General features: G+C 69.2%; 13 protein-coding genes. All 13 read left to right on the top strand.

Translation table 11 applies throughout. The annotated features are described in order from the left end of the window. The first annotated feature begins 23 nt into the window (after positions 1 to 23). The 13 genes from ACZYRS_RS30210 to ACZYRS_RS30150 all read left to right on the top strand — a co-directional run bounded on the left by ACZYRS_RS30210 (position 24) and on the right by ACZYRS_RS30150 (position 19959). Positions 24 to 1967: a protein kinase domain-containing protein gene (locus ACZYRS_RS30210; protein WP_463422151.1), complete on the top strand. Its 1944-nt coding sequence runs from the start codon at positions 24 to 26 to the stop codon at positions 1965 to 1967. Between the two features lie 57 nt (positions 1968 to 2024). Continuing rightward, positions 2025 to 3611, top strand: coding sequence for a murein transglycosylase A (mltA, locus tag ACZYRS_RS30205; RefSeq protein ID WP_463422150.1), 1587 nt, complete (start codon positions 2025 to 2027; stop codon positions 3609 to 3611). Between the two features lie 29 nt (positions 3612 to 3640). Further along, positions 3641 to 4390 carry a hypothetical protein gene (locus ACZYRS_RS30200; protein ID WP_463422149.1) on the top strand — a complete coding sequence of 250 codons (750 nt, stop codon included), beginning with the start codon at positions 3641 to 3643 and terminating at the stop codon, positions 4388 to 4390. Between the two features lie 28 nt (positions 4391 to 4418). After that, positions 4419 to 5588 carry a hypothetical protein gene (locus ACZYRS_RS30195; RefSeq protein WP_463422148.1) on the top strand — a complete coding sequence of 390 codons (1170 nt, stop codon included), beginning with the start codon at positions 4419 to 4421 and terminating at the stop codon, positions 5586 to 5588. Beyond that, entirely contained in the window at positions 5585 to 7591 is a 2007-nt protein-coding gene (locus tag ACZYRS_RS30190; protein WP_463422147.1) for a caspase family protein, read from the top strand. The genes ACZYRS_RS30195 and ACZYRS_RS30190 overlap by 4 nt, the downstream gene beginning before the upstream one ends. 48 nt (positions 7592 to 7639) lie before the next feature. Next, complete coding sequence (locus ACZYRS_RS30185; RefSeq protein WP_198788268.1) at positions 7640 to 8197, top strand: hypothetical protein; 558 nt, start codon at positions 7640 to 7642, stop codon at positions 8195 to 8197. 1 nt (position 8198) lies between these two features. After that, a complete protein-coding gene (locus ACZYRS_RS30180; RefSeq protein ID WP_198788267.1) occupies positions 8199 to 9044 on the top strand; it encodes a type VI secretion system accessory protein TagJ in 846 nt (281 codons plus the stop codon). A 1-nt stretch (position 9045) separates the two neighbouring features. Then, complete coding sequence (gene tssE / locus ACZYRS_RS30175) at positions 9046 to 9558, top strand: type VI secretion system baseplate subunit TssE (RefSeq protein WP_463422146.1); 513 nt, start codon at positions 9046 to 9048, stop codon at positions 9556 to 9558. 111 nt (positions 9559 to 9669) lie between these two features. Beyond that, positions 9670 to 11562: a type VI secretion system baseplate subunit TssF gene (gene tssF / locus ACZYRS_RS30170; protein ID WP_463422145.1), complete on the top strand. Its 1893-nt coding sequence runs from the start codon at positions 9670 to 9672 to the stop codon at positions 11560 to 11562. Beyond that, positions 11526 to 12608 carry a type VI secretion system baseplate subunit TssG gene (gene tssG, locus ACZYRS_RS30165; protein ID WP_198788265.1) on the top strand — a complete coding sequence of 361 codons (1083 nt, stop codon included), beginning with the start codon at positions 11526 to 11528 and terminating at the stop codon, positions 12606 to 12608. Before tssF ends, tssG begins: the two co-directional genes overlap by 37 nt. Further along, positions 12605 to 13942, top strand: coding sequence for a tetratricopeptide repeat protein (locus tag ACZYRS_RS30160; protein WP_463422144.1), 1338 nt, complete (start codon positions 12605 to 12607; stop codon positions 13940 to 13942). Before tssG ends, ACZYRS_RS30160 begins: the two co-directional genes overlap by 4 nt. 79 nt (positions 13943 to 14021) lie before the next feature. Next, positions 14022 to 16727: a type VI secretion system ATPase TssH gene (gene tssH, locus ACZYRS_RS30155; protein ID WP_463422143.1), complete on the top strand. Its 2706-nt coding sequence runs from the start codon at positions 14022 to 14024 to the stop codon at positions 16725 to 16727. Between the two features lie 151 nt (positions 16728 to 16878). Beyond that, positions 16879 to 19959 carry a type VI secretion system Vgr family protein gene (locus ACZYRS_RS30150; RefSeq protein ID WP_463422142.1) on the top strand — a complete coding sequence of 1027 codons (3081 nt, stop codon included), beginning with the start codon at positions 16879 to 16881 and terminating at the stop codon, positions 19957 to 19959. The last annotated feature ends 5 nt before the right edge of the window (positions 19960 to 19964 follow it).

Raw genomic sequence — 19964 nt, 5'->3', positions numbered from 1 at the left:
GTTCAACCCGCAGGAGCAAGTCGATGACCGACTCTCCCTCCAACACGCCACCGGAAGACGACCGCACAAGAGTCGTCTCCCGCCAGGCTCCGCAGCCGGTGACTGGCGGCGACACCGCCGCAACCGTCATCAGCGCCGGCGTGACAAGCCTGCACAACGTCCCCGTCACCAACCCGGCATCGAGCACGCACGAAGCCGGCCTCCTCCCCGTAGGCAGCCGCCTCGCAGAATTCGAGATCACCCGAGTCATCGGCCAGGGCGGCTTCGGCGTCGTCTACGAAGCCTGGGACCACGACCTCGAACGCGTCGTGGCCGTCAAGGAGTACCTGCCAACGTCTCTCTCGACAAGGCAGAACGACGGCACCGTCGTCCCCCTCTCGGAAAGACACCGCGAAACCTTCGACCTGGGCATGCGCAGCTTCATCAACGAAGCCCGCCTCCTCGCCCAGTTCGACCACCCCTCGCTCCTGAAGGTCTACAGGTTCTGGCAAGAGCGCGGCACCACGTACATGGTGATGCCCTTCTACCGCGGCGACACCTTGAGGGAAGCACTGGTCGCCATCCCCGCGGGCGTCGACGAGTCATGGCTCATCCGCATCATGGACGGCGTGACCCAGGCATTGGGCGTGATGCACAACGCCAACTGCTACCACCGCGACATCGCGCCCGACAACATCATCCTGCTCGAAGGCTCGGGCCGACCGGTGGTGCTCGACTTCGGCGCCGCGCGCCGCGTGATCACCGACAAGACGCAGGCGATCACCGTCATCCTCAAACCCGGCTACGCGCCCATCGAGCAGTACGCCGAGATGCCCGACATGTCGCAGGGCGCATGGACCGACGTCTACGCGCTCGCGGCCGTGATGCACGTGGCCGTGTGCGGCCGCGCGCCGCCGCCGTCGGTGGCGCGTCTTTTGTCCGACAGCTACGTGCCGCTCGCGGGCAACGACATCCTGCGCCAGCGCTACAGCCTGAAGCTGCTGCAGGCGATCGACGCGGGCCTGGGCGTGCGGCCCGAGCAGCGGCCGCAGTCGATGGCCGAGCTGCGCGCGGCGCTCGACCTGGAAGTCGGACACAGCATCGCGCCGACACCGCGCACGCAGCCGCCTTCGGGCGCACGCACGGGCGGCAACAACAGCAACTCGAATGCGAACGCGGCCACGGTCATCGGCGGCAAGAAGGCACCTCCGCCGGCGCCCGCACCCGGCAGCGGCAACAGCGGCGCGGGCAAGGGCAAAGCGGTTGCGGCCATCGCCTCGATCGCCGTCGTCGCGGCCATCGCCGGCGGCGGCTGGTGGTGGTACCAAGGCCGAGCCGCCAGTGTGGGTGGTGATGTGGCCGACGGCAAGGGCAAGGCGACCGACATCACGACCGCGCCGCCACCGCCGCAGCAGGACATCAAGGTGACGACCGCACCACCGCCGCCGCCGCCACCGCCACCCCCGCCTCCCGCGCCGCGCACGCCGCTCGAATCGCTGCAGTCGCTCGCGGCGGGCGCCGCGCCCGGCTTCGAGGTCACGGCCACCGCGAAGAAGCCCGAGGTCAACATCGGCAAGGACAAGCTCGCGTTCGAGGTCCGCAGCAAGCGCGACGGCTTCGTCTACGTGTTCCTTCTGTCCAGCGGCGGCGAGATGTTCCTCCTGTTCCCCAACCTGCTGGACAAGTACAACAAGATCACCGCCAACAGCGCGCTCGCGCTGCCGCGCGCCTCGTGGCCGATGGACGCGGGCGGCCCCGCCGGCACCAACCAGTTCGCGGTGCTCGTGAGCGAGCACGAGCGCGACTTCAGTGCTTCCGGCGTGCAGAACGACGGCGTGTTTCCGCAGTTCCCGCTGCCGGTGCTCTCGGCGCTCGAAGCCACGCGCGGCACCGGTGCGTCGCCGCTCTTGGGCAAGCCGACCTGCGCGCCCGGCGCTCCATGCAACGACGTCTATGGCGTCGCGAATTTCAAAATCGTCGAGAAGTAATCGTCTGTAGAGCGTTGGCCCTGCGATGGGCCGCTTTTTCCGGACAAGGAGACTTTCATGCATACCTCACAGTCGCCACGCTTGACCACCACGCTGCTTCGCTGGGCCGCCTTCGCGGCCGTCGCATCGCTGGCAGGCTGCGCCAACACGCCACCGGCCGCGACCTCCACCGCCACGGGCGCCACCGACACGACCGCCACCGGCACCAGTTCGCGCCCGGCCTCCACCGGTGCGAGCGTGGCCGGCCAGGCGCGCACCTTCTCCACCCAGCTGGCCACCTACACCTCGGTGAGCTTCGATGCGATGCCGGGCTGGTCGCGCGACGATTTCTCCGAGACCTGGCCCGCGTTCCTCGGTAGCTGCAAGGTGCTCACTGGCCGGGGCGCCGAATGGAAAGAGGTGTGCGACCGCGCCGCCAAGGTCGATGGCAAGAACCGCAACGCCATCCGCAGCTTCTTCGAGAGCGAGTTCTCGGCCTACCAGATCCGCGACGACGACCGCAAGCCCGACGGCGTGGTCACCGGCTACTTCGAGCCCGAGATCGCGGGCAGCCGCACCTACGGCGCGCCGTTCATCTACCCCGTCTACGGCCAGCCCGAAGACATGCTGTTCGCCGACGCGCGCAAGCTCCCGGCCGGCAGCGGCACGGTGGCCGCGAAGGTCGAAGGCCGCAACGTGGTCGTGCAAACGGGCCTGAGCACGCGCGACATGGGCGCGCCCGGCCTCTACGCGCTGGACCTCTCGGCGATCACCCGCGACACGCTGGACCGCAAGGTGCGCATGCGCATCGAGGGCAAGCAGCTGCTGCCGTACTACACCCGCGAAGAGATCGAGACCAAGGGCGCACCCAACGCCAAGGTGCTGGCCTTCGTGAGCAGCGCCACCGCGCTCTACGAGATGCAGATCCAGGGCTCGGGCCGCATCAAGCTGGCCAACGGCGACACCATTCGCGTGGCCTACGCCGAGCAGAACGGCCAGCCATTCCGCCCGACGATCGCGCAGGCCGCCAACGGCAAGCCGCGCAGCGCGGTGAAGGTGCGCGGCTCGTCGATCGAGCTGCAGCTGGACGATGGCGACGACGACGATGTCGGCAGCGTGGACAGCAGCGTCATCCGCACGCGCGGCTTCACGCTCGCACGGCCTACCGCCAGCGGCGCGGTCGTGGTGCCGGGGCGCCGCACGGCCGGCGCGGTGACCGGCTCGGGCATCAAGGACCCGAGCTATGTGTTCTTCAAGGAATCGACCTCGCCCGTGGGCGGGCCGGTCGGCGCCTTCGGCGTGCCGCTGTCGGCGGGGCGCTCGATCGCGGTCGATCCGCGCAGCACGCCGCTGGGCTACCCGGTGTTCGTCTCGACCCGCACGCCCGGCAGCGGCGCGCCGATGCAGCGCCTGACCATCGCGCAGGACACCGGCGGCGCGATCCGCGGCGCGGTGCGCGCCGACTATTTCTTCGGCAACGGCCAAGCGGCCGCGACCAACGCGCGCCGCATGAAGGAACGCGGTCAGCTGTGGATTCTTCTGCCGCGCGGCCTGGCCGTGGCGCAGGCCGCGGTGTCGTCGGCGATCCGCACGCGCGGAGGGCCGGTGGGCGCGGGCCTGGCGCAATGTCTCGTGCCGAGCGAAGGTGTGTGCGTGGACGACTGATCTGGCCTTGACCTAGCTCTTGTCCCTTCATGCAGGAAACCCTCTCGTCCGCGGAAAGCACGGAACTCGTCCGCCTCTGGCGGCGGCGGCAGACGCTGTCCTCGAACGACATGGGCACCATGTACCGCATCGTGGGCGATGCGCTCGTGGCCTGCAATCCGCCCGAGCTGCAGGTGCTGGGCGAGAGTCGCAAGGAGCTCGTCGCGCAGTTCATCTATGTGAAGGTGCTGCGGCTCGATGCCGATCCCGATGAAGCCGACGAACGCGCAAGCCACAGCGCACCTTCGACCGCCTTCGCGCTCTGCGCGTATTTCCGGCGCTACCTGATCGACTGCACGCGTGCGAGCTCGTTCCGCCGCAAGCTCTCCATCGGCGACCAGATCACCGAGGCGCAGCTCGAAGACGAGATCGGCGCCGGCGACGACCTCGACGGGTGCCTGGCCGAACACGGCCTGAGCGCGCAAGCCGTGCAGCTGGCCGCGCGCGCCTTCATCGCCGAACTGCCCGAGCCCGAGCGCATCCTCCTGTGCGAGGGCTTCGGCAAGGAAGCCGAGGGCGGGCTCTCGGGCATCGCCTCGCGCCATGCCATCGCCTCGTACCACTACCGCGCGGGGCGCCTGGGCCTGGTGCACAAGCGCGAGGGCCTCACCGCCGACTACGCCAAGACCCGGCTGGGCGGCTGGCTCCAGCAGACCCTGGGCATCGCCATCGAGGCGGAAAACATGGCAGCGATCCTGCAGGTTTTCAAAATCCTCGGTGCTGAAGCGTCTTATGCCTGAAGACATAGCCATTCAGGAACAGACCGCCATGAACACCGAACTCTGGCCCCCGCTCAGCGTGATCCGCAACGCGTTCGAAACCGGCGCCGCCGCCGTACCCGACGTTGCTGCGGGCGTGGCCACGGTGGCCATGCCGGGGGCCGCGCCCCCCACCACGCCGCACGCTGCACCGGTGGCGACGCCCGCGCTGCACGACCTGCTGCTCCCTCTCACCGAATTGGCCCGGCGCCGCGAGGCTGTCGCCCAGCGCGCCTTCACCGCACGCTGGGCGCCGGGCCGCCTCGTCAGCGTGCTGCACGACGGGCGATTGCTCGGCGTGCTGCTGGACCGCTGCATCCAGGGCGACGTCTGGCAGGGCTGGATGGCCGCGGGCGAGGCCGACTGGGCCGGTGCCTTCGACGTGCTGCTCGAGCCCGACGACGAACCCTTCGAGCCGGCCTTCGGGCTCATCCAGGCCTGGAACGTGCTGACGCTCGAGCCCAGCCCGCAGCTGTGCGCGCGCGTGCTCGGCGAGGTCTCGGCCACGCGGCTCGCGGCGATCCGCGCGGTGCACGACGAGTGGGCCGCGCAGAAGGCGCTGGCCATCGCGCCCGAGCCCGGCCGCATCGCGCTGCGCACCGTGGGCGGCGTGTTCTCGGTGCTTTCCGGAACGCCGCTCGGCGCGCAGGACCCGCGCGCCGATTACCAGGCGCTGTACCGCACCGTCGGCCTGCAGCTGGGCTCGGCGCCGACGCAGTCGGCCAAGGCGGCACCCACTGCGCCCACTTCGCCCGCGTCCCCGCGCGCCCGGCCGCAGGCGCGGCCCGAAGGCGGCTGGTGGGGCAGCATTCGCCGCTGGTTCGGCGCCGATGGATGGATGCGGCCGGCGTTCGCGGTGCTCGCCCTGTGCGTCGTCGTGCAGAACGTCGGCCTGCTCGGTGGGCGCGGATCGCAAGAGGACGACGTGCGCTTTCGCAACGTGCCCACAGCGCCCGATGCGAGCGCGGCAGCGCGTGCCAACCTGGTCGTGCGCTGGAAGGACGGCGTGCGCATCGACGAGGCCGACCGGCTGCTGCGCACGATGTCGGCTGAAGTGGTCGGCGGGCCGGGCACGAACGGCGTGTGGCGCCTGCATGTGGAGGATCCGGTCGGCGGCCTCTCGCTGCTCGCGGCCTCGCCGCTGGTCGAATCGGCCGGGCCGGCCTCGGAGCGGCTATGACCCGCGCCGCGCGTTGCCTGCGGGTGCTGCTGGCGCTGATGCTTCTTGCATCCGGCGGCACCGCCTTCGCAGTTCAACGCGCGCTGCTCGTCGGCGTCTCCGAACTCGTCAACCAGCCGCAGGCCCTCTGGCTGCAGGCGCCGCGCAACGACGTGATGCTGATGCGCGACGCGCTGCTCAAGCAGGGCTTCGCGCCCGCCGACATCACCGTGCTCGCCGACGGCGTGAGCGGCTCCGCGCTGCCCGAATCGCAGACCATCCACGAAGCGCTCGGCCGGCTGCTCGCGCAATCGAAGAGCGGCGATTTCGTGCTGCTTTATTTCTCCGGCCACGGCACACGCCTGCGCGACAGCAACAAGCGTTACCAGGAGCCCGACGGCCTCTCCGAGAACTTCCTCGCGCGCGACGTGCGCGGCACGCTCGGCGCCGACAACGCGCTGACCGGCGACCTGCGCGATGCCGATTTCGACGCGTGGATTCAAGCCTTCCTCGCGCGCAACGTGTTCGTCGCCTCGGTCTTCGACACCTGCTCGGCGAACTCGATGACGCGCAGCACGAGCGATGCACCGGCCATCGCCGAAGGCCCGCCCGGTGACGAGGTGCGCTGGCGGGGCCTGCGCACCACGCAGCTGACCGGCGCGCCCGGCGCCGCGGCGCGCGCGGTCATGACGCGCCCCACCGCGACCGACCCGGTGCCGCGCGCCCGCTACGTCGCGCTCTTCGCGTCGGAAAGCCACCAGATCACCCCCGAGCTGCGCCTGCCGCGCAAGAATCGCAACGCGCGGCCACAGGGCCTTCTGACCTGGGCCGTGGTGGAGGCGCTCTCTCGCAAGCCCGCCACCTGGCGCGATCTCTTCGACGGCGTGCTGGCCGTCTATCCGCCGGTGATCGACGAACTGGCACAGCGCTTTCCCACGCGCGAGCTGCCGTCGCCAGTGGCGGAGGGCAACCTCGACGCGCCGATCTTCGCGAACCGCGCGCAGGCCGTGTCGACGCGGCCCGTGTGGCGCGCGCAACGCTCGGGCGACACGCTCACGCTGCAGGCCGGCCAGCTCGACGGCCTGGTGGTGCAGCAGCCGCTGCGCGTGCTGGCCACGATGGACGACGGCACGGTGCGCAGCGCCGAAGGCACGCTGGCGCAGGCCTTCGCCGACAAGGCGCGCATGGCCGTGCCGCCCGCGCTGCGCGAGCTGCCCGGCGCCGCGCTCTGGAACATCACGCCGCTGGGCGAGCCGGCCGCGGTCGCGCTGCGCGTGCGCGCGGAGCAGGGGCTGCCGCCGGGCCTGAGCCTGGAATACCCCGCCTCCGTCATCGCGGTGAACGATGCCGATGGCGCCGACGTGCGATGGAGCGGCGCGCGGCTCGAAGTGCTGTCGCCATCGCTCGGCGCGGGCGCGAAGCCAGCGCCCACCGATGCCGCAGCCGCGCGCCGCCGCCTCGAAACGCTGGCCCGCCTCAAGTGGCTCAACCAGCTCTACACCATCGCCAAGGACGCGCAGTTCGACGGCTTCGATGCGGTGTTCGAAGTCTGGAGCGGCGACCGCCTCGTGCGCAGCGGCTCCGCGCAGCAGGTCGACGCGAAGCTGCTGCCGCTGCGCAGCGGCGAGCGCGCCGTGCTCAACGTGCGCAACACCAGCGCGCGCTCGGTGGACCTGGTCATCGTCGGCATCGACCCGCAGGGCGGCGCGCGCCAGGTCTTCCCCGAGGACCCGGGCGAGACCAACCGCTTCAAGCGCGGCACGCGCGAGGCGCCGGCCGTCAAGCGCTTCGAGCTGCCGTGGTTCAACGCCGAGGGCGGCCGGCTGCTGGTGCTGGCCACGCCCGCGGCGCCCTACAGCGCGCCGCGCCTGTTCGGCACGGGCGCGGGCGATGCCGTCGCGGGGGGTGCGGGGGGCGCTGGGATCGCGGAAGTGCGCGTGCGCGGCGCGCTGCAACCCGAGGGCGAGCGGCAGACCTTCGCCGCGATGGTTCATTGGGCGGGCGAAGTCTCGGCCGCCAAGTAGCGACGACGCATCACCCGTTCGTCACCGAATTTTTCTCAGGAGATCGACATGAGCTGGACCTACGATGGAAAACTGGACCCCGACGAGGCCCTGCGCCTGCTGGACTACCTGTCGGGCGAATCGGGCAACGACTTCTCGATGATGATCGAGAGCAAGGGAACGCCGATCGAGGGCGAATCGGTGCGCACCTACGAAGACGGCAAGCAGCGCATGGACATCGGCGGCTACTCGTACAAGTCCGACGTGGTCATCCCGCCCGGCTCCAGCAAGGGCAAGCTGCGCAACTACTCCTTCATCGTGATCCGCGACTGCGATGCGGCCACGGCCTCCATCGCGAGCCTCTTGAAGAGCCAGGACGCGGACCTGAAGGTGACGGTGTCGGTCTTCAAGGCCGGCGGCGACAGCTCGAAAGACCTGCAGTCGCATCTTGAATTCGTGCTCGAGGGCGCGCGCGTGAACTGCCACGCCATCGTGACCGGCGGCACGCCCAAGCGGCCCTGCGACCTCATCTTCTTCGACTACACGAAGCTGGAGATCCGCTCGGCGCCGCAGCAAAAGACCGGCGCGCGCGGGGCCGTGCGCACCTGCACCTTCACGGGCAACTGACATGACCACGTCCGCCGAACTTTTGAAGTCCGCCGACCCCGTGGCCGCGCTCAAGGCGCTGAGCGACGAGGTGCGCGCCAAGCCCTCGGACAGCAAGCACCGCGTCTTCATGGCGCAACTGCTCTGCGTCATGGGCCAGTGGGAGCGTGCGCTCAACCAGCTCACCGTCGCGGCCGAACTCGATGCGCTGGCCGTTCCGATGAAGCAGGTGTACGGCGACGCCGTGCGCTGCGAGGGCCTGCGCGCCGAGGTGTTCGCCGGCACGCGCACGCCCATGATCTTCGGCCAGCCCGACGAGTGGCTGGCGCTGCTCATCGAGTCGCTGCTGCGGCAAGGGCGTGGCGAGAGCGAGCTGGCCGAGGACCTGCGCCAGCGCGCGTTCGACGGCGCGCCCGCCATCGCGGGCACCATCGACGGCGTGCCCTTCGAGTGGCTCGCCGATGCCGACATGCGCCTGGGCCCCGTGCTGGAAGCCTTCGTTAACGGCAAGTACTACTGGATTCCCTACGCGCGGCTCGCGCACGTGAAGATCGAGCCGCCCGAGGACCTGCGCGACTGCGTCTGGATGCCCGCGCACCTGCAGTTCGAGAACGGCGGCGAAACCCTCGCGCTCATTCCCACGCGCTACGAAGGCACCGAGAAGAGCGAGGACGGCGAGCTGCGCCTGGCGCGCAAGACCGAGTGGCGCGAACTGCGCCCCGAGGTGTGGGCCGGCACCGGCCAGCGCGTGCTCGGCAGCGATGCCGGCGAGTACGCGCTGATGGACGTGCGCGAGATCCTCTTCAACCCGGTGGCCTCCGCCGAAGAAGCAGCACCGGAGGAAGGCACCGAAAGCGGAGGCGGCTGAGGTGGCCGAACTCACCGCCCAGGAGCGCCTGCAGCCCTCGCTGCTCGATCGCCTGGTCGACAACGCGCCGACCGAAAAACGCGAGAGCGACGAGAAGCGCACGCTCACCAAGCAGGCGCTGCGCGCGGCCGTGCTGCGCGACCTGAGCTGGCTCTTCAACGCCACGGGCTTCGGCCTCGCGATGGACGACAAGCAGTACCCCAATGCGGCACGCTCGGTCATCAACTACGGATTGCCTATGCTGTCTGGCCAGTTCACCTCGTCGGTGCAGCGTGTCAGCATGGAACAGGCTTTGAAGAACGCAATCCTGCAGTTCGAGCCGCGCATTTTGTCCCGCACTCTCGAAGTGGAACTCGTCATGGAAGGCTCGGCACTGGACTCGCACAACAGCATCGGCCTGCAGATCCGCGGCATGCTGTGGGCGCAACCCGTGCCGCTGGAGTTCCTGATGCGAAGCCGTGTAGACCTGGAAGAAGGACGCATCGAGATCGTGGACATGGCGCAAAGATCATGAGCCCCCCGGCTGTTCACTCCGCTGCGCTCCGTGTAATTCGCCACCCCCCGGGGGGAGGCGCGGCCTGCCTTGGGGCGGCCCGGCGGCAGCCGCATCAAGGTAAATCCTGACATGGACCCTCGGCTGCTGAACCTGTACGAGCAGGAACTGCGCTACTTCCGCGAGAGCTCTTCGGAGTTCGCGCGCGCCTTTCCGAAGATTGCGCATCGGCTGGGTATCGAGGGCCAGGAGGTCGCCGACCCCTACGTCGAGCGCTTGATCGAGGCCACGGCCTTTCTCTCGGCGCGCGTCAACCTCAAGCTCGATGCCGAGTACCCGCGCTTCACGGGGCACCTGCTCGACATCGTCTATCCGAATTTCCTGGCGCCGACGCCCGCGATGGCGGTGGTGTCCTTCGCGCCCGATCTCGACGACGCCAATCTCGCGACCGGCCCGAAGCTGCCGCGCGGTGCGGGCCTGCGCGCACGCCAGGCCGTGGGGCAGAACACGCACTGCGAATTCCGCACGTCCAGCGCGCTGCGCATCTGGCCGATGGAAGTGCAGCGCGCGCAGTACTTCACTTATGCGCCCGACCTGCCGCTGGCCACGCACCCGCAGTCGCGCGCGATCCGCGGTGGTTTGCGCATCGCGCTGCGCGCGACGGCCGGGCTCAAGTTCAACCAGATCGCGCTCGACGACCTGGTGCTGCACCTGGGCGGTGCCGAAGACGTGGCGTGGCAGCTGCAGGAATGCGCGCTGGGCCAGCCCATCGGCGTGATGGTGCGGCCGCTGTCGCCGACCGGCGCGCTGCAGGGCGCGGCGCAGAGCCTGCCCGCGAGCGCGATCCAGCCCGTCGGTTTCGAGGACGACGAGGCGCTGCTGCCGGTCACGGCCACGGGCTTCTCGGGCTTTCGATTGCTGCAGGAGTACTTCGCGTTTCCGCAGCGCTTCCAGTTCCTGCGCATCGCGGGGCTGCAGGCGCTGCTTGCGACGATGCCGGTCACCGAGATCGAACTCGTGCTGCTGTTCTCGCGCGGCGATGCGGCGCTGGAGAAACTGGTGAGCGCCGAGAACGTGCAGCTGCACTGCGTGCCCATCGTCAACCTGTTCAACAAGCGGCTCGATCGCGTGCCGCTCACCGAAGGCGTGAGCCAGTTCCACCTGGTGCCTGACCGCACGCGGCCGCAGGACTTCGAGGTGCACACCGTCACCGAGGTCATCGGCCACGGCGCGCCCGGCAAGGACGCCGAGGCGGCCGAGCAGCCGTTCCGCCCGTTCTACTCGGCCTTCCACGGCACGCGGCACAGCCACCCCGCGTACTTCACGACCACGCGCGAGCCGCGCATGCTGTCGGTGCGCCAGCGTACCGAGGGGCACCGCAGCAGCCACATCGGCTCCGAGGTCTACATGCAGATCGTCGATCCGCAGCAGGCGCCGTATTCGGCGATGCTGCGGCAGCTCGCGGTGAGCGCGCTGTGCACGAACCGCGATCTGCCGCTCCTGATGCCGCTCGGGCGCGACAACGATTTCGATTGCGTCGACTCCTTTCCCGTGCAGCGCGTGCGCATGGTGCGCGGCCCTTCGCGGCCGGTGTCGCCGGTGGTGAGCCAAGGGCTGGGCTGGCGCGTGGTCGATCACCTCGCGCTCAACTACCTCTCGATTTCCGACAGCACGCCCGAGCAGGGCGCCGCCGCGCTGCGCGAGACGCTGATGCTCTATGCGACGCACGCCGATGAGATGCGCCAGGGCCAGGTGCGCGGGCTCCTTTCAGTGAAGAGCAAGCCCGTGGCGCGCCGCCTGCCACTGAAGGGGCCGATCGCCTTCGGGCGCGGGCTCGAGGTGACGCTGGAAGTCGACAAGGACGCGTTCCACGGCCACAGCGTGTTCCTCTTCGGCGCGGTGATGTCGCGCTTTCTCGCGCGCCATGTGGAGGTCAATCACTTCGTGGAGACCGTGCTGCGCGTGGCGGGCAAGGGCGAGACCATGCGATGGAGGCCGCTGTGCGGGACCCGGCAGATTCTGTAGGCACGCGCGTCGACAACGCGCTGCGCGGATGGTCCGCGGAGCCGTGGTCGTTCGATTACTTTGCGGTCATGCGCCGGCTGGAATCGGTGGCCGGCACCACGCCGCGCTGGGGCCGCGCGCTGCTGCCGAGCGCCGAGCCGGTGCGCGTGGGGCAGGAGCCCTCGCTCTCGTTCGCGCCGGCCAGCTTCAGCCGCTTCGAGCCGGCGACCGCCTATTCGCCGCCGCGCCTGCGCCAGCATTTCTTCAGCTACGTCGGCCCCAACGGCCCGCTGCCGGTTCACCTGAGCGACTTCATCCGCGAGCGCAGCCTGAACCATGGCGACCCGACGTGGCTCGCGTTCCTGGACAGCTTCCTGCATCGCTTCTCGCTGCACTTCTACCGCGCATGGGCGCAGGCGCGGCCCGCGGTCGCGCTCGACCGGCCGGGCGAAGACCGCTTCCGGCTGCAGGTGGGCGCGTTCATCGGCACGGGCACGCCGGGGCGCATCGGGCGCGACGAGGTGCACGACGATGCGCGGCTGCATTTCTCGGGCTGGCTCGCGCGCCGCGTGCACAACGCCGAGAGCGTGGAGTCGGTGCTGTGCAGCTACTTCGGCGTGCCGGTGACGCTGGAGCGCTGGGTCGGCCACTGGATGCGCGTGCCCGCGGACGAGGTCACGCGGCTCGGACGCGGCGAGAGCTCGCGCTCGATGGGCATGGGCGCGATGCTCGGCACCCGCGCGTGGGACCGGCAGCACCGCGTTCGCCTGCACATGGGGCCGCTCACGGTCGAGCAGTACCGCATGTTCCTGCCGACCGGCAATGCGCGCCCGGTGCTGCAGCGCTGGATGCAGCAGCTGCTGGGCGACGAACTCGAATGGGATGCCGAGCTGATGCTCGAGAAGGCCGAGGTGCCGGTCACGCGCCTCGGACAGAAAACGGGCAACGCGCCGCGCCTGGGCTGGGTCTCGTGGCTCGGCGAGCGCAAGCGCGCGAAGGACGCGGCGGACGTGCGCATCGGCAACAGCTCGATGACGGTCCGGACTGCTGCGGGAGCTGCGGCATGACGACGACGACGCCCGGGTGTGCAGGCACGGCGGCGCACGCGGCCGCACTGGTGCAAGCGGCGGACCTGATGAAGGCGGGGAATCTCGAGGCGACCGACGAACTGCTCGCCCGCATTCTGGAAGCCGCGCCCGGCGACCCCGATGCCCTGCACTACCAGGGCTTGCTGCGCCATGCGCAGGGGCGCGACGCCGAGAGCATCGCGTTGATCGGGCGGTCGCTCACGCTGCAACCCGCGCAAAGCGGCGCCTGGAACAACCTGGGCAATCTGCTGGTCGATGCCGGCCGCGCCGACGATGCGATGCGTGCCTATGAAAACAGCGTGTCCTTTGCCAAGGGCGATGAAGGCGCCGACGCGCTGAGCAACATCGCGACACTCGAATGCGGCAAAGGCCACTGGCAGGCGGCCGAGCGCGTCAGCCGCCGTGCGATCGAACTGCGGCCGACGTCCAGCGAGGCCTGGTACAACCTGTCGATCGCGTTGATGGAGCAGGGGCGCATCCAGGAGAGCGTCATCGCCAACAGCCGTGCGGTGCTGCTGCAGCCGCGCAACCTGAGCGCGCGCTCGAAGGTGATTCGCGCGCTGGAGCTGCTCCGCGAGAACGAGCAGGCCACCCGCATGTACCGGGAGTGGCTGGCCGAAGATCCAGGCAATCCCGTGGTCGCGCATCTGCTGGCCGCCTGCGAGGGGCATGCGCCCGAGCGCGCCAGCGACGGCTATGTGGAGACGTTGTTCGACAGCTACGCAGGAAGCTTCGACGCGAGCCTGGAGAAGCTGCACTACCGCGCCCCCGAACTGGTGGCGCGCGCGGTGCAGGACATGTATGGCCCGCCCGCCGCGCATCTGGCGGTGGTCGATGCCGGCTGCGGCACCGGCCTGTGCGCCCCGCTGCTGCGGCCCTGGGCCTCGCACCTGGCCGGCTGCGACCTGTCGGTCGGCATGCTGCAGCGCGCGGAGCAGCGCGGCGGCTACGACGTGCTGCACAAGGCCGAACTCACCCACTACCTGCACACACAGCCCGCCCGGTTCGACCTGGTGGCATCGGCCGACACGCTGTGCTATTTCGGCGATCTGCACGAAGTGCTGGCGGCCGCCGCACGGGCACTGCGTCCCGAGGGCGGCGTGGTGTTCACGGTCGAGGCCATGGACGGTGGGCGCGACGACTTCAGGCTCGAGGGCAGCGGCCGCTACCGCCATGCGGCGGCGCATGTCGAGGCCTGTCTTGCGGCCGCTGGTTTCGGCGGCGTTCGCATCGCGCCGATCGTTCCGCGCCGCGAGGCGGGGCGGAACGTGCAGGGCTGGCTGGCCAGCGCAAGGCTCGCGGCCCCACCCTGAATTCGCCCACGCATCGCCGAACGTCCTTCATTCAAATTTCCCGGCATGAATCGTCTTCAACAGAGATACGGAGTCTTCCATGAGTGAAATCAGTCGCACCGCCCTTTTCGGCAAACTCAACTCGCTGGCCTACAAGGCCATCGAAGGCGCCACGGTGTTCTGCAAGATGCGGGGCAATCCGTACGTGGAACTGGAGCACTGGTTCGCCCAGCTGCTGCAGGCGCAGGACTCCGACCTGCACCGCGTGATCCAGCACTACGGCCTCGATGTATCGGTGATCGCGAAAGACATGACCGCCGCGCTCGACCGCCTGCCGCGCGGCGCAACGGCGATCAGCGACTTCTCGCCGCACATCGAGAACGCCATCGAGCGCGCATGGACCTACGCCACGCTGCAGTTCGGCGAGGCGCAGGTGCGCACCGGCTACATCCTGGTGGGCATGCTCAAGACGCAGAGCCTGCGCAATCCGCTGTTCAACCTGTCCAAGCAGTTCGAGAAGATCAAGGTCGAGGACCTGGCCGACAACTTCCCCAAGATCTGCGACGCCTCGCCCGAATCGCAGATGCGCGCGCAGGACGGCACCGGCATGGGCAGCGGTGCGCCCGGCGAAGACTCGGGCGCGATGGCACCGGCCGCGATGGGCAAGGGCGATGCGCTCAAGAAGTTCGCGGTCGATCTCACCGAGAAGGCCAAGAAGGGCGAGATGGACCCGGTGACCGGGCGCGACGAGGAGATCCGCCAGATCGTGGACATCCTCATGCGCCGCCGCCAGAACAACCCGCTGTTGACCGGCGAGGCCGGCGTCGGCAAGACCGCGGTGGTCGAAGGCTTCGCGCAGCGCCTGGCGCGCGGCGACGTGCCGCCGCAGCTCAAAGACGTGAAGCTGCTCACGCTGGACATCGGCCTCCTGCAGGCCGGCGCGAGCATGAAGGGCGAGTTCGAGCAGCGCCTGCGCCAGGTGATCGACGAGGTGCAGAGCTCGCCGACGCCGATCATCCTTTTCATCGACGAGATCCACACGCTCGTGGGCGCGGGCGGCGCGGCGGGCACCGGCGACGCGGCCAACCTTCTGAAGCCCGCGCTCGCACGCGGCAACCTGCGCACCATCGGCGCGACCACCTGGGCCGAGTACAAGAAGTACATCGAGAAAGACCCGGCGCTCACCCGCCGCTTCCAGGTCGTGCAGGTGCCCGAGCCCGACGAGGTGAAGGCGATATTGATGCTGCGCGGCGTGGCCAGCGTGCTGGAGAAGCACCACCGCGTGCAGCTGCTGGACGAGGCGATCGAGGCGGCCGTGAAGCTCTCGCACCGCTACATTCCCGCGCGCCAGTTGCCCGACAAGGCTGTGAGCCTGCTCGACACGGCGTGTGCTCGCGTGGCCGTGTCGCAGCATGCGACGCCGCCCGAAGTGGAAGACTGCATGCGCCGCATCGAGGGCCTGACGGTCGAGCAGGAAATCATCGGCCGCGAGGCCACCATCGGCATCGACGTGACCAAGCGCTCGACGCAGGTGGAGGCGCTGCTGATCGAATCGAAGCTGCAGCTCGAAGCGCTGAATGCGCGCTGGCAGGAAGAGAAGGGGCTGGTCGACCGGCTGCTTGAATTGCGCAGCAAACTGCGCGCGGGCAACAAGCCGGTGGATGCGCCTGCCGATGCGGCCGCGGACGCCGCTGCCGCCGCCGCGCCCGCGCACGACCGCGCCGCATTGCTCGCCGAGCTGCACGAGCTGCAGGCCAAGATCCACGCGGTGCAGGGCGAATCGCCGCTGATCCTGCCTTCGGTCGACGAACAGGCCGTGGCCTCGGTGGTCGCGGACTGGACCGGCATTCCGGTCGGTCGCATGGTCAAGAACGAAGTCGAGGCGGTGCTCAAGCTCGCGGACACGCTCAACCAGCGCGTCATCGGCCAGAAGCACGGCCTGGAGATGATCGCGCGCCGCATCCAGACCTCGCGCGCGCGCCTCGATAACCCGCAAAAGCCCATCGGCGTGTTCATGCTGTGCGGCACCTCGGGCGTCGGCAAGACCGAGACCGCGCTGGCACTTGCAGAAGCGCTCTACGGCGGCGAGCAGAACATCATCACCATCAACATGAGCGAGTTCCAGGAGGCGCACACCGTCTCCACGCTCAAGGGCGCGCCGCCCGGCTATGTGGGCTACGGCGAGGGCGGCATCCTGACCGAAGCGGTGCGCCGCCGCCCCTACAGCGTGGTGCTGCTGGACGAAGTGGAGAAGGCCCACCCCGACGTGCACGAGATCTTCTTCCAGGTCTTCGACAAGGGCTGGATGGAAGACGGCGAGGGCCGCATGATCGATTTCAAGAACACGATCATTCTCCTGACCACCAACGCCGGCAGCGAGCTGGTGATGAGCATGTGCCGCGACCCCGAGCTCCTGCCCGATTCGAACGCGTTGGCCGATGCGCTGAAGGCGCCGCTCATGAAGGTGTTCCCGCCCGCGCTCCTGGGCCGCATCGTCACCATTCCTTATTACCCGCTGTCGCCGGACATGATGAAGAAGATCGTGCGGCTGCAGCTGGGCCGCATCAAGAAGCGCGTGGAAACCAACCACGGCGTGCCCTTCGAATACACCGAAGCGGTGATCGAGCAGGTGGTCGCGCGCTGCCAGGACCCGGAGTCGGGCGGCCGCGTGATCGACGCGATCCTGACCAACACGGTGCTGCCCACGATTTCTGTCGAGTACCTGCAACGCCTGGCATCGGGCGGCGAGATCCGCCGCGTCGCGCTGGACGTGAAGGACGCCGACTTCACCTACGCGTTCGACTGACATGAAGCACACCCCCAGTCTTCGAGCACTTCGTGTCGCTTCGCCAGCCCCCGTGCAGGGGGCAACACCAGCGGCCCGGCAAAGCCGGTTCCGCGGTGTTCCGCGAACTGGCCGCGACGACTGACACCGCACTTACGCAAGAGACCAAGACATGGCCGACCACGAGTTCCGCATCGAGACCGATTCACCCGCCAAGGACGACTTGATGTTCTGGCGCATCGTGGGTCACGAGGCCCTTGCGCGCCCGTCGGCCTACGAGCTCACGGTGCTCTCGAAGAACAAGGCGCTCGATGCCAAGGACATCCTGGGCCGCGCGTTCGACGTGGTCATCGAGTTCCAGGACAAGGGCGGCGCCAAGCACGAGCGGCACTGCCAGGGCCACGCGGTGCGCTTCGTGCGCGCGGGGCATGTGGGGCGGCATTTCGAATACCGCATCACGCTGCGCTCGTGGTTCTGGCTGCTCACCAAGCGCACCAACTCGCGCATCCTGCAGGACAAGAAGGTGCTGGAGGTGCTCGACGCGGTGTTCGAGGACAGCGCGATCAAGCGCTTCAAGAAGACCAAGGCCGGCAACGTGATCGGCACGCACAACCCGCGCCGCTACTGCGTGCAGCACCAGGAGAACGACTACCAGTTTCTCTCGCGCCTGCTGGAGGACGAGGGCATCTACTACTGGTTCGATGCGCACGATGCGCCCGGCACCATGCACCTGTCGGACGCGAGCGACCTGGCGCACGAGAAGCTGCCGGCCGAAGGCACGCTGAGCTACATGCCCAGCGACGCGAGCGAGGCGCGGCACAACGAGATCTCCCGCTGGGTAAGTTCGCGCCAGTTCGACACCGGCAAGCAGGCCTCGCGCGACAGCGACTTCAAGGCGATCAAGAAGAAGCTGGGCGCCACCATCGACATGAAGGACGACCACGAGCTGGCCGACTTCGAGGAGTTCGAATTTCCGGGCGGCTACTTCACCGGCGACGACGGCGAGAACCGCACCAAGCTGCGCGGCGACGAACTCAACGCGCGCCGCGACCGCCACTGGGCGCTGACCACCTGGCCCGACGTGACGGCGGGGCGCAGCTTCAAGTTCGAGGGCGACCCCGACGGCACGCGCAACGGCGACTACATCATCGCGGCCTGCACCTTCATGGCGAGCCACCCCGGCTACGAGAGCGTGAGCGCCGCCGCGGCCGCGCCGCAGCAGGTGCACACGGCGCTGGCCGACGTGCTGCGCGACGACGCGGTGAACGCCGACACGCTCGAAGTGCTGCAGGACCTGATCGCCAGCACGCCGATGCTCGACACCTCGCAGCCGGGCGCAAGCGCGTTCCTCATCACCGCGATTCCGCTGGAGCGCGCCTACCGGCCGCCGCGCCTCACGCCGCGCGTGACCATGCCCGGCCCTCAGACGGCCATCGTGGTCGGCCCCGCGGGCGACGAGCTGCATGTGGACGACCACGGCCGCGTGAAGGTGCACTTTCACTGGGACCGCTACGACGAGAGCAACGAGAAGTCCACCTGCTGGGTGCGCGTGTCGCAGCCCTGGGGCGGCAAGGGCTGGGGCGGGTACTTCATTCCGCGCATCGGCCAGGAGGTGATCGTCGACTTTTTGAACGGCGACCCGGACCGCCCGGTGATCGTGGGGCGCGTCTACAACGACGACCAGCCCATTCCGTACAAGTCGCCCACGCAGAGCGGCTTCAAGACCCGCTCCACGCCCGGCGGCGGTCCCGCGAACTTCAACGAGATCATGTTCGAGGACAAGAAGGGCGAGGAGAACATCAACATCCACGCCGAGCTGGACATGAGCCGCAGCGTGGAGCGCGACGACTCGACCACGGTGGACCGGGACCAGTCGGTGACCGTCAAGCGCGACCAGACCGAGCACGTGGACCGCGACCGCAAGAGCACGGTCACGCGCAACGAGACCACCATGGTGGTGGTCGACCAGAAGAACACGGTCAAGGGCAACCAGAACAACCAGGTGGTGGGCAACCGCGACACCTTCATCGACAGCAACGACATGCTGAAGGTGACGGGCACCGGCACCCACGAGGTGATCGGCGCGCGCAGCGACATCTCGCGCGCCGGCGAGACCCGCAGCGTCACCGGCGACCAGACCATCACCGTCAGCGGCAACGTGACCTACAAGGCCGCCAAGATGAGCTTCGAGGCCGGCCACATCGACTGGCTGGTGACCGGCGCGAGCTCCAAATACATCACGGTGCCCACCGGGCCGCTGCACCTGATGGCCAACAAGATCAAGCTCCTGAGCAACACCGGCATCGAGATGATGGCGGTGGGCAGCATCGATGCGACCTCGTGCGGTTCCAACACGACGATCCTGGGGCCCAACACGAGCGGCTACATCGGCAGCAACAGCGAGGCCAACCTGGGCATGGCGCGCTCGACCTTCATGGGCATGAGCATCGACAACGCGCTGTCGCTCGCCGTCAACAATTTCGTGGGCGTGGCGATCGAGACCGCGCTGGGCGTGAAGTTGTCCTCGGGCGTCGCGCCGGAGATCCACGCCTTTCCCATCGAGGTGAAGCAGGCGACGCTGCACACGTTTTCGCCCGGCGCCGGCGCGGGCGGTGCGGGCGGCGCCGCGGTCGCCGGCCTGCTGGGGTTCGTCGCAGGCCTGGCGAGCGCCAAGAAGGACATTGCCGCCACGCTCAAGCAGTACGAGGAGGCGGCCCAGCAGCTCAGGGACGCCGCCGCGGAGGCCGACCTCGTGGGGCTCACGGGCCTCGGAGACCGGTTGAGGGCGCTGTCGCGCATCACCGAACGGCGGCGCATCGAAGGCATCATCGCCATGATCCCGGTGGTCGGAACCGTCCCGGTGATCCTGGCCGAGGGTCTCATGACCGTGGCCGAGATCAAGACCGGCGCCGAACGGCGCGCGGAGGATACGTCCACGCTGGCCGACAACACGGCCGCGCCACCGCCACCGCCTCCGCCGCCGGAAGGCGAAGCCGCCACGCCGGGACCGGCGCAGGAGTGGTCGCCTACGCCGCCGCCGCCGCCGCCGCCGCCACCGCCGCCGCCGCCACCGCCACCGCCACCGCCGCCGCCGCCGCCACCACCGCCGCCACCGCCGCCACCACCGCCACCGCCACCGCCACCACCGCCACCGCCGCCACCACCGCCACCACCGCCACCGCCACCGCCACCGCCACCACCGCCATCCGATCCGATGGACGGCGGAGTGCTGCCGAGCGGTGGGGTGCCATAGAGAGA

This window comes from Variovorax sp. AC194 (assembly GCF_979257995.1).
This window is presented reverse-complemented; position numbering and strand designations above follow the sequence as displayed.

Coding starts and splice junctions, on each gene's coding strand:
- ACZYRS_RS30200 (WP_463422149.1), top strand. CDS start 3,641: ATGCAGGAAACCCTCTCGTCCGCGGAAAGCACGGAACTCGTCCGCCTC.
- mltA (WP_463422150.1), top strand. CDS start 2,025: ATGCATACCTCACAGTCGCCACGCTTGACCACCACGCTGCTTCGCTGG.
- tssF (WP_463422145.1), top strand. CDS start 9,670: ATGGACCCTCGGCTGCTGAACCTGTACGAGCAGGAACTGCGCTACTTC.
- ACZYRS_RS30185 (WP_198788268.1), top strand. CDS start 7,640: ATGAGCTGGACCTACGATGGAAAACTGGACCCCGACGAGGCCCTGCGC.
- ACZYRS_RS30160 (WP_463422144.1), top strand. CDS start 12,605: ATGACGACGACGACGCCCGGGTGTGCAGGCACGGCGGCGCACGCGGCC.
- ACZYRS_RS30190 (WP_463422147.1), top strand. CDS start 5,585: ATGACCCGCGCCGCGCGTTGCCTGCGGGTGCTGCTGGCGCTGATGCTT.
- ACZYRS_RS30210 (WP_463422151.1), top strand. CDS start 24: ATGACCGACTCTCCCTCCAACACGCCACCGGAAGACGACCGCACAAGA.
- ACZYRS_RS30180 (WP_198788267.1), top strand. CDS start 8,199: ATGACCACGTCCGCCGAACTTTTGAAGTCCGCCGACCCCGTGGCCGCG.
- ACZYRS_RS30150 (WP_463422142.1), top strand. CDS start 16,879: ATGGCCGACCACGAGTTCCGCATCGAGACCGATTCACCCGCCAAGGAC.
- ACZYRS_RS30195 (WP_463422148.1), top strand. CDS start 4,419: ATGAACACCGAACTCTGGCCCCCGCTCAGCGTGATCCGCAACGCGTTC.
- tssH (WP_463422143.1), top strand. CDS start 14,022: ATGAGTGAAATCAGTCGCACCGCCCTTTTCGGCAAACTCAACTCGCTG.
- tssG (WP_198788265.1), top strand. CDS start 11,526: ATGGAGGCCGCTGTGCGGGACCCGGCAGATTCTGTAGGCACGCGCGTC.